Origin of the sequence: Flammeovirga sp. EKP202 (genome assembly GCF_014534745.1) — a bacterium.
Classification (GTDB): domain Bacteria; phylum Bacteroidota; class Bacteroidia; order Cytophagales; family Flammeovirgaceae; genus Flammeovirga.
The window spans coordinates 141,584-155,829 of sequence record NZ_JACVVP010000008.1; the positions used below are offsets into that span (position 1 = coordinate 141,584).

Sequence of the window (14,246 nt, forward strand, 5' to 3'; positions counted from 1 at the left end):
TTCAAAACAAAAAATAATATACACTCCATTGAGTATACATCTAATTAATGCAATAATGCTATTAAATATTGCATCAAAAACCGTTATTTATTAGATAAATATAAAAAACACTTGGTTTTAAAGGAAAAGCCAAGTGTTTTTTATTGAGAAAAGATACATATTAGTATGTTTCGAATTCAAATTCAAGTTCTACTAATTCTTCAAACTCTTCTCCAGCCTCTTGCATATCTTCATCATCTTCGTGATAGTACCATACAATTGTAGTACCCACTATCTCTTCTAATGCTGACAGAACATCTAATATCAATTTAGATGAAGCTGTATTAAAATATTCAAGTTTGAATAAAAACTTTGTTGAGCTATTTGCATTTTCAGCATACTCTTCTATCCATTTTAGGATAGGAGCAAAGAATTCTGCTGAGTCTTCTGGAAGGGATCTACCCGAAATTTCGAATAGTTCGTTGTCTTTGTCCAAGATGACTTTTGGCGTATCCTCTGTTCCTGCAAGATTAAGGACTTTCATGTAAAGTTATTTTAGATTTCTTGGAATTGTCGTTTTAAGAGAAAAAAATGTGAACTCATCATTGATGGGTTCAAAATCAAAACGTAGTTTCTCGCCTGATTTTCTAGCCATATCAATAAAGCCAAGACCTGCACCACCTTTGGCAGAGATCTTACCATTCTTAATAATGTCTTTATATAAATCTTTGAGACCGTCTTTGTCGAGGTCATTAATTCTTTCTAATCTTTGAGCAATGTCTCTGACATTCTTAGAAAGTATTGGGTTGCCTGACGTGATAAAATAAGAGTTGTCTTCTTTTCCAATCATAAAGACCGCACTATTCTTTTTGTCAGATGTTTTCTCCATTGGGACGGCATACTTACTGATGTTCTGCAAGCACTCTACCATAACATTAAAGACCTTTCTTTTGATCTTAGACTGTTCACCATATGAATCCATGTTTCTTTCCGCCATGGATAATACAGATTTGGTTATATCTTGCGTAATCTCTCCCTCATAAACGAGTATGAGATCTTTGTCAAGCATTGTCCTGTGAAGTTCGTAGATGTATTTCATATGTCCGAACAGAATTTTTTAACCAACTTAATAATCGTTGGAGCTTTATTCTTACGAATAATAGATTTAGACGTAAAAAAAATATTTTCAAATATAACTAAACGTAGGAAACTAACAAGTTTTTCTTTGCTAAAATCTTATCCCTATCATTATAACGTCATCAGTTTGCTTTGCATTGCCTTTCCAGTCAACAAATGTTTGATGAAGAGTATGCGCAATTTCTTCCATGTTTGAATGATCAGAGTTGGAAATCACTTCACGTATTCTCTTAGCACCGAATTTTCGGTTCTCTGGACCTCCAAATTGATCAGGATAGCCATCAGAGAATAAGAAGATTTCATCTCCCTCTTCTAATTGAATTTCGTGAGTTGTAAAGTTTGTTCTTGTTTTGTATTCCCCTCCAACTGGGAATTTATTTCCTTTTACTTGAATGAAATCTTTTGTTTCAGTCTTAAATAAGAATAGAGGTCTATGTGCACCTGCGTATTCAATTCTTTTAGCGTTAATATCTATCTTTGCAATTGCAATATCCATACCATCTCTAGTACTGCTATTAGAGTCTTGTCTTAGCGTTTTTGTAACTCCCTGATGCAGTAAGTCTAATATTTCGCCAGGAGCGATGTGATGGTTGTTTTGTACAATGTCATTAAGGATGAAATAACCAATTAATGAAATCAATGCACCTGGTACGCCATGCCCTGTACAGTCTACAGCAGCGATGTAGATATCATTATCTTTTTTGAAATACCAAGGGAAATCACCACTGACCACATCTCTAGGTTTGTACAGTATAAAGCAATCGTTTAGATCTCTTTTAATAATTTCCGTTTCTGGAATAATTGCACCCTGAATTCGTTTGGCATAATTAATACTCTCCGTGATTTTTTTGTTTTTAAGCAAGATTTCAAGTTCTGACTTCTTACGTTCAGTGATGTCATGCGAAACAAATAATGCACTTTCGAATTCATTATCTTCAGTGAATTCTGGTATTGCCGTAACCGTCATAAAACGGTTGCCACTTGAAGTAGGGAATTCAACTTCTCGAGTAGATTTTTCTTTCTTCGAAGAAACTTCAATGAGCATATCTTTCCATTCAGAAATAATATGTTCAGGTAGAGCAGTGTTCTCAATTTTCTGATTTAAGAATAAATCAGCTGACAAACCTGTAAGTTCTTCAATAATAGGGTTGGTGTAGAAGATTAGACCTTCTTTATTTAATCGTTGAATCAAGTCCAGAGAGTTTTCAGATAAGGCTTGCATTTGTGTACGCATACGTTTCTCTGTTTCCGCTCTTCTTCTTTCAGTGATGTCTTGTGCGTTGATTACAATACCTTCGATTGCAGGATCTTTTGTGAGGTTAATACCAGTAGCTTCTAGCCAAATGTATCTTCCGTCTTGAAGTTTGTATCGGTATTGTGCACTTAAAGTTTCTTCATTCTTCGACTTAGATAATGATGTAATGAAATCTCGAACCTCATCCACACTGTCTTTGTGTAAGTTATCTAGGTAAGAAAGGTTTATTAAATCTGCTGGCTTGTACCCTAAGATATGTTTCGAAGAAGGGCTGACGAATTTAATTTTCGCGTTTTCATCAAAAATTGTAATTACCTCAGATGCATTTTCTAGTAAGGACTGTAATCTATTTTGAGATCGTTTAACCTCTTCAACTTGTTCCTCTAGACGATGGTTAGTTCTTTGTAATTCTTCTTGAGTTGCTTCCATCTCCTCTGCATTCTGACGAAGAATTTCTTGTTGTACCGAAAGTTCAGAACTCATCTGTTGAGATTCCTTCAGAAGTTTTACTGTTCTCTCGTTGATTTTGATATTAAAAATCGTACGAGCAATAATTTGTGAGATTTCTTTTACGAAATCCAACTTCATCGTTGAGAAATTATCCAGTGAGGCAAATTCTAAAATACCAAATACTTTATCATTTGCGATAAGAGGCATAATTAGAATTGACTTAGGTTTTTGCTCACCCAATAAACCCGATGTAATCGATAAATAACTACTAGGAATCTCGGTTCTTAAGATCATCTCCATCTCAATTGCAGCTTGCCCAACTAAGCCTTCTGCAAATTTAAATTTCTTTTGAAGGAAACGTCTTTTATTATAAGCATAGGTGCTTATTAACCTAATTTCTTGCTCTTCTAATGGAAGCTCATCAGTGACGCCTTCTACAACATAAAAGGCTCCTTGAACGGCACTGATTTTTTCTGTCGTAAAAGCAATTACTTCATTACCCAATTCAACTAAATCATTGTGATTACGAAGAATTTGGCCAATTTCAGCTTCACCCGTAATAATCCAGTTACGTTCTGAATCTCTTTTTTCGGCTCTTTGAATACTATCCCTCATACCAATCAAGGCATTACCTAGCGTATCATCATCACTAAGAGAAGTATAAGAAGCATCGTAATTTCCTTCACCAATTTGTTCAGAGAAGTTTGCAGTTCTCTTCATACCGTTTACCACTTCCTGAACAGCCATAGACATTTCGCCAATTTCATCTTTATGAATAAGGTTTACTACTTCATGAGGAAGAATACCCTTTGCGATGAGGTTTAGCCTGTTTTTAAGAGTGATGATTGGATTTGTAAGGTATTTAGAGAAGATTACAGCAATCATCATTGAAATAAAGATGATTACGATGGCGGTATAAAAGAAGGTTCTGATTAGACCATTTAAACCGCTTTTAATTTCGTCGTAGTCGATTTTTACTACTAAACCCCAGTTGGTGGTGGGAATGTAGTTCCAGTAGGAAATGGTTTTTTTACCTCTCCAATCAATATCATAGCTAAAATCTTTAGAGTCTCCTTTCGCCGCTTTTTGTATGGCGATATTAGAAGGGTCGCCAAGACTAATAACTTCAGTTAGTAAGTTTGGACTTCCTTTTAATGGAGATATAATTGTAACATTGCTTGATTGATTGTCTGATAATCTTGATAATAAGATTTCACCAGTGTCACCAAGTCCTGTTCTGTTTTCAACTATTGGATATATGTTTTTCTGGAGACTGTATAAGATAATCACGTGTCCTAATTCTCCGAATCTTGATTTCATTCTTGGAGAGACAACGTAAATGTGTGCTCCTTTTTCGGTGTTGAAAGGTTCAGAAAAATAAGTTTTTGTTTTCGCTTTCTTAATGATTTTTTCAAACTTCTTGTTTCTATCACCTACAATTACAGATGCAGGGAAAGTGTAACTGGTATAAAGCACATTTCCTTTGTTATCTGTAATGATGATGTTAGAATAACCATTCACAATTTGTTTTGGGAATAGTTCATTATCAAGTTTTCTTTTTATTTCGTAGTAAGTGGAATCTTTATACGATCTTGACTTTGATTGAAAGAGGTACTTTAATTTTGTAGCGTTATTAACAATTAAAGCAGACTTCGCCATGTATTTCAAGTTTTGTTCGATGTACTTGAATTTTTGGTCAATCTGTTCCGCTTTCAGTGTACTGATGACATCAAAAGTTTGAGAGAATCTTCTTTCAACTGAATTTTCAGTCTGAAAATATGAGAGGGAACTAATAGTTACTACAGTAATGGTTACAACGAGTAACATTATAATAGTAATTTTAGTACGTATCTTTAAGTCTTGGAAAAACATATATATAAAGTCCTACTGTTTATATCAATATTTTAACTTTCTGTAAACCAAATGGTCACCTTGTCTAAAATTTCACGATCCTCAGGAGTGAAGTTTTTGAAAGAGGCAAGTTCAACTACTCCTAATAAATTAGATTCAGCATCTAAGATTGGAGCAATCATTAGTGAGTTTGGCGTTGAGTCACCTAACCCGGATACCACTTTTATGTAGTTTTCTGGAATTGTATTTGAAATGATAGAAGATCTAGTAGATGCAACTTGACCAGGAAGACCTTCTCCAAATTCAAATGCCAATGTTTGCGATTCTGGTAAGTAAAAAGAAAAACCCTTAGAAAAGGAAATCATATTCTTCCCATCAATGATAGTTGTTTTGTAGTAAATACCTGTACTTACTTGGAATTCGCGACAAATTGAATTTAATAGTATCTGTTCCTTATCATCACCATCTTCTATGTTGAGAATAGAAGCTTGAATATTCTTCTTGATAAGCTGACCTCTTTCTCTAAATGTATCTTTTGTCTCTTCCTCTCTTTTTTGACTTTCTTTTGAAAAATATTTTGGAACATAAATAATATGATCTTCTGGATCTTTCATTAGTTCTGAAACAAGCCTGAATAAAAGGAATATTAGTATTGCGAAAGTAAAACCTAGCGTATAAAAAGTAGGAGTGCTTAGGTCCATTATTTGAAGGTAGGTTTTATCATCTTTCCTCTCTAAAGCACTCAATATTTGTTCAGGTAGATTATACAAACTTGAGGTCGAAAAGAAGGAAAGGAATAGGAAAATGACGCCTAGTATAATATTAAAAACCTGACGACTACTAAAAATGAGGTACAGTAATATTATTACAAATACTAAATCGATGTAACCTAAACTCAATAGATACTTTTCTCTATTGTATTCCCCGTTTCCTAGGATCAACGTTTTAACACTTCCTGGAAATTGATTTTCAAATATTAAAATCGTAGAGAAAATAAACACAAAAATTGAAGCTACAACGATCGCCGGAACTTTGTATACCGTATGAATATTCTTCTCTCTAATATTTGTTCTTTTCTGTGTTGTTTTCAAAATACTAATTAGTTTGCTTGAAAAAGTTTCACAAGTCTTAATAAGTAACGCTTATTTTTGGTAAGCCTTGTATAAATCTAGTAGAAAATTTGTAATTTTTTCAGCTTCAAGGCAAAAATCTATTTCAGTTACTTGCTTTGCAGACAAAGGCATGGTGTTCATCATGCTTTCTTCAGGGTCCTGAATTATGGTTACACCACCTTTATCCTTAATGGCCTTCATTCCTAAAGCACCATCTTTATTAGCTCCTGAAAATAAGATTCCAATAAGTTTTTCCTTATAAACATAGGCCGCACTTTTAAAAGTCAGATCAATAGCCGGTCTTGAATTATTGACTAGACCTTCTGTTGATAAGGACATAGTATTCCCTAGTTCAATGCATAAATGATAATTCGCAGGAGCAAGGTAAACCATGCCAGGTCTTACTATTTCTTTATCTAAAGGTTCAAGAATAGGTTTTGAACTCTTTATAGATAAAGCCTCTATAAAACCATGCCTAACATGTTTGAGTCTATGAAGACAAAGAAAAATCGGGATAGGAAAGTCTTTTGGTAGATCCGCAAGCAATTTTGTAATAGGTTTGAAACTGCCGGCTGAACCTCCAATTACTATTCCTTTATATTTATTATGAAAAAATGAAGACTTCATTGAGTAGCGTGTGGAAGTTAATCTTTGATCTTCTTGTAAATCTTTTCTTCGTTGTTCACCACAACGAATTTATTGGCAATATCACACCAAATCAAAGATTCTTTTGATCCAATTGCAAGATTTCCATATTTAAAAAGACTACCATGTAGTTTTTTAAGTACTTCGTTTTGTAAAGTTTGGTTGAAATAAATCATTACGTTTCTACATAAAATTAGATCAAACTTAGAGAAAGGATTGCCTTTCACTAAATCTTGAACACGGAATGATACTCTTTCAATTAGTTCAGGTTTGATATAGAAAAAACCTTCATCTTCTACAAAGTAGCTAAGGAAATCATTTTTTCCACCATAGCGCTCGTAGTTTTGTTTGTTGAGCTCCATATTTTTGGCAGAAAATGAAGCTTTCTTAGCCTTGTTAATAATAGACTGATCGATATCAGTAGCTACAATTGTTGCATTTTCAAGGCAGTCTAACTCTTTCAAAAGAATACACATTGAAATGACTTCTTCACCTGAAGAACATCCTGCATGCCATATGCTTATTTTACGATGCTCTTTTATTACATCAGGAATAATTTCATCTCTGAGGCTGCTCCAAAAAGTAGGGTCACGGAACATCTCTGTTACGTTTACGGTGATTTCAGAAACAAATTCTTGGAAGAAAGATGGATCGTTTTTAAATTTTTTGATTAGTGCTTCGACAGATGTGAATTTATACAGTTCGATTACTCTTCGTACTCTTCGGGTAAAGGAAGACATTGCGTAATTTTTGAAGTCGTAATCAAAATTATCATCTATATATTGGGTTAATCTTCTTAATTCTGCTATTTCAATATCACGTTGCATATTTTGCTTAAAAAATGATGACAGTTTTTTTGACAGCCAAAATTATAAAAAAATTATGGTTATCGTGAGTGTAAGATATGAAAAAATCCTTTCCTCATGATTTAGTGATAATGAGAAAAGGATTTTATTGTATGGTTTTATGAAATTATCGCCTCGAGTTTACAATCTGAGGACATTCTGAATGCATATCCATAATTTCATATTTCTTTCTTTCTTTGTTGAAGTAGTTTGCACTCGCAGAGTTAGTAGGAGCACAAGAATAGATCAAAGCACCTAAAGTAAGTAATGCGATTGATGATAAGATTCTTCTTTTAATATTTTTCATTGTAGCTGTTGGCTAATATGGATACTCATTTGATGTCAATAATGACTGCTTGTTTTTCCAAGATACAAAATGTATGCCTAAATACTACATTATTATTTTCTTTTTCTTTTTTTGCTTAAAGAATGCTTGAATAGCTCCTGCTATTTTGTGTGTTTCAACAAGAAACCCATCATGCCCATATAGTGATGAAATTTCTTCATACGTAACATTAGGGATGTGCTGTGTAATGAAACGTTGTTCAGAAACAGGGAAAAGCACATCTGAAGTAATGCCAATAACTTGTGTGTAGGCTTTTATAGTATTCAAAGCGTCTTCGATTGACTTTCTTCCTCTACCTAAATTGTGTGAATCCATGGTGTTAGACAATGTCCAATACGAATAAGCATTAAATCTACTAAGAAGTTTTTTGCCTTGGTACTCTTGGTAAGATGAAGCCTTAAAGTTGTCAGTGACTGATTCAGAGTCTTCACTTTGCGTTTTTTCGTACGTACTGTAATTTCTGTATGAAAGCATTGCAATGGATCTTGCTGCAATTAAACCTCTACTTCCAGCTTGAGGATCTTCTTGCCCCCATGTTGGGTCTGCTTGAATAGCTAACCTTTGTGATTCATTAAAGGCGACTCCCCAAGGGGAGTGTTTCGCATTTGTTGCACAAATAATAAGGTTTTCCATTAAGTCAGGTTGAGAAACTGCCCATTCTAGAGCTTGTTGACCACCTAATGATCCACCGATGAGAGTATTGATTTTTTCAATTTTTAGTTCCTTTCTCAATAAATCAAGAGATTTTACAATGTCACGTATTGTAACAGATGGAAAGGAATTATAGTAAGGTTTGTTGGTGTCAGGATTTATCGATAGTGGTCCCGTTGAGCCATAACATGACCCAATCACATTGGCACATATAATAAAATGTTCCTTTGGGTTGAAGATAGAATGATCACCAAACAGGCCATTCCACCAATCTGAAACTTCAGCATTACCTGTAAGTGCATGACAAACCCATATGACATTTGATTGGTCATCATTGATTTGACCCATAGTTTGATATGCGAGTGTTAAATCATTTAATTCTCCTCCTAGTTCAAGCTCGAATTTTTTATTATATGTGAAAAAATGCTCTTGCATTACCTTCTTTTCTTTTTTATTAAAACAAGAAATTGAGGGTAGGAGAGTATAGGATGACCTTCAGTAGCGTAATTACAGTGGATATAATTGAGCAGAATGTATTTGTGTTGACTTTCAGACGTCTAAATATTCTATCGTTTATATGTCCTAATAATTAGGCTAGGATGTAGCACCTTATCAATAATAGATGGTTGCTAGAGGGTCGTTGAGCCTAGTCTCTTACCTCTTCTTTATAAACACTTACGTCTTACTATGAGATGTAAATGGTATGCGGGTTCAAAATAAGTCTACAATTTATAAAAAAACAAACCTTCACCTCTAAAATTGATAGAAATGAAGGTTTTTGTTCGATATTTTTAAAATTTTACAATTCTATGATGATTCCAATAGAAGGTTGAACAATTCCATTAGTAGTTTCTATATACTTCGGAACGTATCGAGAAGGGTCGTTAGGGTCTACCATTGGTGAGCCATCAGCATTCAATTCAGTTGTAAGAATTGGTTGCCCTTTCGCTTTGTAACCATATAAGTTTTGAATGTCAAAATAGAAGTTCAAACTCCATTTGTCAAAGTAGTAATACTTGTCTACTCTTACGTCTAATTGATGTGTTGGGTCTAAACGTAATGTGTTAACTTGAGAATAATCTCTCACGCCTCTTTTTTCATTATCCCAAACTTCTCTTCGCATAGAAGCTTCTTCATCATAAGGAGTGTAAGGTGTCCCGCCAGAGAATAACCACCTTGCTCCAATTTCCCAGTTTTTACCTAATTTTTTACCACCAGTCAAACTTACAATGTTTCTACTATCCCAAGAAGAAGGAGCGTATTCATCAGGGTTTGCATTCGTGAACTCAGACATTACAAATGTATAGGCAAAAATACCATAGAACCCTTTAAAGAATTTTTGTTGTGCCATAAATTCAATACCTCTAGAACGACCTTTAGAAGTACTTGTTACTTCTTCGCTACCAATTACACCAAAGTCAGCTCCTAAATTGGCTAATGAGATTTGATTGTTGACAGAGTAAGGATACTGATCGTATACTTTTTCAAATGCTTCTAAAGTGAACTTGACGTTTTTCTCAGGAATTTTGTATTCAAATCCACCCACTAATTGTTTGTTTCTGATATATAATAAATCGTTTTGTTTGTTGACGAAGTCTTCTCCTTCCTTATAACCTAAAGTAGTGTAGGTTGGAAGTTGGTAGTAAATACCCGTGTTGAAGTTTAAACTCCATCTTGGTGTGAATTGGTAAGATGCAGAAAATCTTGGAGAGAATTGATCCAATAAATTCGACATAGAGTTAGAATAATCATTGGCATCTACTCTTGCGCCTAATGAAAGTGTTAGTTGATCTTGCACCAACTTCTTACTTACAGTAGCAAAACCACCCCATTTATTTAAACCTAAATCAGATCTGAAATTAATAGTTTCAAGTTCTCCTGTAGAGAAATCATAAAGCGTTTGCTCTGTTCTGTTATTATACATTGCATATTCATAATTCAGACCATAGCTAAATGTCCATCCAGAATTAGTGAATGTTACTCCTTCTGCTCTAAATTTATTTTCTATTTCTTGAGATTTATAATCGTAGGTTCTTGGTTGGCTAGTGTCGTTTTCAGGGTGCTTGTACTGTGCATTGTTCAACATGTTTCTTGATGCTACAAAAGTGAATGTTGAATTATCTCTGAAATGTTCATACTTAGCACCAATAGTGTAATTCCATTGTGACTGTTCCGGCGTATTATTTAAAGTGTAAAGATTTTGCTCATAATCTTCGTCAGTTGGTTCGCCTGGAGAGTCCGCCAATTTGAAACGGTCAATGGCTCCGAGACCGATGATTGAGATTTGATTTCTTTGGTTTAGCTTATACTTGTATTTTAATTGAAAATCGTTGTAGGTAGGTAAGAATGGCAAGCCAAGAACGCTGAAAAGTGCTTGTAAATAAGATTGACGGGCAGAAACTACAATTGATGATTTTTCTGTAACAGGGCCTTCGAATGTTAATCCGATATCAGAAGTACCAATAATAACATTTGTAGTGTGTTGATCAGTACGACCATCTTTTTGTGTGAATTCCATTACTGATGATAAAGCATTGCCTCTTCCTGCAGGAAAAGCACCTGAGTAAAATTCTACATCTTTAATAAAATCAACATTGATCATACCCACTGGACCACCTGAAGCTCCTTGAGTTGCGAAGTGGTTGATGTTAGGAATTTCAATTCCATCGAGGTAGAATCTATTTTCGTTAGGTGCACCACCTCTAATTAAGATGTCATTTCTGAAAGAAGCAGTGGAAGCAACCCCAGGTAGGGATTGTAATACTCTTGAAATATCTCTATTGGCTCCGGGAGCTCTTTTGACTTCTGTAACCCCAATTCTTTGTACCGAAACGGGTGACTCGTCTGATTTATAAAAACCATTTGCAACTACTTCTACTTCATTTAATTCTTGTGTAGAAGGTGTTAATTTAAAATCTACAACAGCAGGGCGTGAGTTTGATACTTCCACTTCCACTGACTCGGGTCCATAACCAACGTAGTTTACCACTAAGTTATACAAGCCAGGTTGTAAATTTTTGATTTCAAATGAACCGTCTTCTTTAGTTGTTGCACCAGTTGTTGTACCTTGTATTACAACAGTAGCGTAGGGGACAGTTTGGTTGTTAGATTTTTCACTTACAGTTCCTCTAATAATACCTTTCTGAGCGAATGCACTTGAGGAGATGATAAAAATTGAAAAAATAAGGTGTAAGTATTTCATAATTGTAATTTGTCTAAGTATATGCCTTAAACAGTGTAGTCGTTGAATTGTTTAGATTATTTGCTAGATTTTAAGGTGCAAAGTAAAGTTGAAAAATTAACTTTAAAAAAGAAAATTCACATCTTAAAAAGGTGTTATAAGGTTTACGTTGTTGATTTTTACTTATGTACTTTGTTTTTAAGGATTTACATATGTTAATAAATAGTTAAATTTTAAGAAATGAATATTGAAGATTTTCGTGATTATTGTTTAAACAAAAGGTCGGTTACAGAAGACTTTCCTTTTGATGAGAAAACCTTGGTATTTAAGGTGGCTGGAAAAATGTTTGCTTTGACAGATATTGATAATTTTGAAAGCTTTAATGTCAAATGTGATCCAGAGTTGGCATTAGAAATGAGAGATAGGTATAATGCCGTCAAAGCAGGTTATCATATGAATAAAAAACACTGGAATACGATCACTGTTTTAAGCGATTTGCCCGAGTCAGAAATGTACAAGGCAATCGATCATTCTTATGATTTAGTCTATAATAAATTACCTAAGAAAATAAGGGAGGAAATAGAAAAAGAAAGCTGAAAAATGTTCAATAAGTATAAAAAAGAAGTCTTTTTTTTATGAAAATTACAATAAATACCTAAAATATATTCAAATGTCATTATAATATGATACTTTTGACTAGCGGTTGTAACTAAAAGACAAATGAACATGGCGAATAAGAGATTTTTTGTAATTGATTTTGACAGTACATTTACGAAAGTAGAAGCACTTGATGTGTTGAGTGATATACTTTATGAGGGTACTGACAAAAAGGAAGAAATTGGAAGTAAGATCAAAGAACTTACAGACCAAGCAATGGCTGGTGAGTTGTCTTTTAGAGAAGCTTTAGAGCAACGCTTGGCCTTATTGGATGCAACAAAGAAAGATGTTGATCAACTTTCATCAGAACTAAAAAAATTAGTATCTGAATCTGTAAAAAGAAACAAAGAATTCTTTTCAAAAGAAAAAGATAATGTGTTGATCGTTTCATCAGGGTTTAAAGATTTTATTACTCCTGTAGTGAAAGATTTTGGTATTAAAGAAGAGAACATTTATGCCAACACATTTACTTATAACGAAAAGGATGAAATCACTGGATTTGATGCTTCAAACCCATTATCTGAGCACAAGGGTAAGGTGAAGCTAATGAAAGAATTATCCTTAGATGGTGAAGTTCTTGTCATTGGTGATGGCTATACTGATTATGAAATTAGAGAAGCAGGTTTGGCTCAAACTTTTTACGCTTTCACCGAAAATATTAAAAGAGATAAAGTACTTGCTAAAGCAGATATTGAGGCAAGTAGCTTTGACGAAATACTATATTCAATTAAACATCCTATGGCGACGTCATTCCCAAAGAGTAAAATAAAAGTATTATTACTTGAAAATATCCATAAAGATGCAAAGCAGAAGTTAGAAGATGAGGGCTACCAAGTAGAATTATTAGGTGGTGCTTTAGATGAAGAAGAGCTTTGTGAAAAAATCAAAGGTGTGCATATCTTAGGTATTCGTTCTAAGACAATGCTTACTCGTAAAGTAGTGGAAGCTGCTGATCGTTTAATGTTGGTGGGTGCTTTCTGTATCGGTACAAACCAAATCGATCTTCAAGCATGTACTGATCATGGTGTAAGTGTTTTCAATGCACCTTATAGTAATACACGTTCTGTTGTGGAAATGGCAATTGGTGAGATCATCTTATTAATGCGTCAGATTCCAAGAAGAATGCGTCAGATGGATAGAGGTGAGTGGAGTAAATCTGCAAATGGTAGTTTCGAAGTAAGAGGAAAAAAATTGGGTATCATCGGTTACGGTAATATTGGTTCTCAATTATCTATCCTTGCAGAGATGTTAGGTATGGATGTGTATTACTATGATGTAGTTGAGAAACTGGCATTGGGTAATGCTACTAAATTGAGTTCTTTAGATGAGCTATTGTCAACATGTGATGTGATTTCACTTCACGTGGATGGTCGTGCTGAAAATAAAGGATACTTTACAGGTGAGCACATTGCTAAAATGAAAAAAGGTGCAATCCTTGTTAACTTAGCAAGAGGTCCAGTAGTTGAATTAGAAGCTTTACAACAAGCATTACAGAGTGGTCACCTTGCGGGTGCAGCGATTGATGTATTCCCTGTAGAGCCTAAGAACAATAACGATACTTTTGATGCTCCATTAAAAGATGTAGATAACTTAATCTTAACACCTCATATTGGTGGTTCTACATTAGAAGCTCAAGAAAATATCGCTGACTTCGTTCCAGGTAAAATGATTGAATATGTAAATACAGGTAGTTCATTTAACAGTGTGAACTTCCCGAATGTTCAATTGCCTCGTTTGGAAAATGGACACCGTATGTTGCATATCCATAAAAACGTTTCAGGTATCTTGGCACAAATGAACAACGTGTTTGCAAAGCATGGTTGTAACATTTTAGGTCAGTACTTAAAAACGAATGAAGATATCGGTTATGTAATCACGGATATTGATCAAACGTACCAACCGGAATTATTGGAAGATTTAAGATCAATTGATAATACAATCAAGTTTAGAACTTTGTATTAATCGTTGATTAAAATAGATCAGAGAGCTTATGGTTTACGGATCATAAGCTCTTTTTTTATACATACTTTTTCAATCACATAAATTGATATTGAAAAGTGTGTATTATTATAGGAATTCAAAAAGAGGTTATCCCATTGCTGAGATAACCTCTTTTATATATTAAGCTTAGTTACTT

General features: G+C 34.1%; 11 protein-coding genes and 1 riboswitch. Of the genes, 2 read left to right on the forward strand and 9 right to left on the reverse strand.

The features are described from left to right. Nucleotides 1-160 precede the first annotated feature (160 nt). From IC221_RS06990 to IC221_RS07030, 9 genes are all read right to left on the reverse strand, one after another. Complete coding sequence (locus IC221_RS06990; RefSeq protein ID WP_044202790.1) at nt 161-523, reverse strand: DUF1987 domain-containing protein; 363 nt, start codon at nt 521-523, stop codon at nt 161-163. A 6-nt stretch (nt 524-529) separates the two neighbouring features. After that, nucleotides 530-1,078, reverse strand: a complete 549-nt coding sequence (locus IC221_RS06995; RefSeq protein ID WP_044202789.1) for a SiaB family protein kinase — start codon at nt 1,076-1,078, stop codon at nt 530-532. Nucleotides 1,079-1,207: 129 nt separating this feature from the next. Then, nucleotides 1,208-4,648, reverse strand: coding sequence for a PAS domain S-box protein (locus IC221_RS07000; protein WP_223241314.1), 3,441 nt, complete (start codon nt 4,646-4,648; stop codon nt 1,208-1,210). 77 nt (nt 4,649-4,725) lie between these two features. Further along, complete coding sequence (locus tag IC221_RS07005; RefSeq protein ID WP_188168273.1) at nt 4,726-5,763, reverse strand: GAF domain-containing protein; 1,038 nt, start codon at nt 5,761-5,763, stop codon at nt 4,726-4,728. 51 nt (nt 5,764-5,814) lie between these two features. Next, a complete protein-coding gene (locus tag IC221_RS07010; protein WP_188168274.1) occupies nt 5,815-6,411 on the reverse strand; it encodes a chemotaxis protein CheB in 597 nt (198 codons plus the stop codon). 17 nt (nt 6,412-6,428) lie between these two features. Further along, nucleotides 6,429-7,256 (reverse strand): protein-glutamate O-methyltransferase CheR, encoded by an 828-nt coding sequence (locus tag IC221_RS07015; RefSeq protein WP_188168275.1) that lies wholly within the window; start codon nt 7,254-7,256, stop codon nt 6,429-6,431. A gap of 145 nt (nt 7,257-7,401) precedes the next feature. Beyond that, complete coding sequence (locus tag IC221_RS07020; protein ID WP_188168276.1) at nt 7,402-7,581, reverse strand: hypothetical protein; 180 nt, start codon at nt 7,579-7,581, stop codon at nt 7,402-7,404. A gap of 84 nt (nt 7,582-7,665) precedes the next feature. Continuing rightward, nucleotides 7,666-8,706, reverse strand: a complete 1,041-nt coding sequence (metX, locus tag IC221_RS07025; RefSeq protein WP_188168277.1) for a homoserine O-acetyltransferase — start codon at nt 8,704-8,706, stop codon at nt 7,666-7,668. 135 nt (nt 8,707-8,841) lie between these two features. Further along, nucleotides 8,842-8,945: riboswitch (SAM riboswitch) on the reverse strand. A gap of 125 nt (nt 8,946-9,070) precedes the next feature. After that, nucleotides 9,071-11,473: a TonB-dependent receptor gene (locus tag IC221_RS07030; protein ID WP_188168278.1), complete on the reverse strand. Its 2,403-nt coding sequence runs from the start codon at nt 11,471-11,473 to the stop codon at nt 9,071-9,073. Nucleotides 11,474-11,692: 219 nt separating this feature from the next. On the opposite strand from IC221_RS07030, the gene IC221_RS07035 reads away from it, so the two are divergent. Together IC221_RS07035 and serA are read left to right on the forward strand one after the other, a co-directional pair. Next, nucleotides 11,693-12,049: an MmcQ/YjbR family DNA-binding protein gene (locus IC221_RS07035; RefSeq protein WP_188168279.1), complete on the forward strand. Its 357-nt coding sequence runs from the start codon at nt 11,693-11,695 to the stop codon at nt 12,047-12,049. Nucleotides 12,050-12,178: 129 nt separating this feature from the next. Then, nucleotides 12,179-14,071, forward strand: coding sequence for a phosphoglycerate dehydrogenase (serA, locus tag IC221_RS07040; RefSeq protein ID WP_188168280.1), 1,893 nt, complete (start codon nt 12,179-12,181; stop codon nt 14,069-14,071). Nucleotides 14,072-14,246 lie beyond the last annotated feature (175 nt).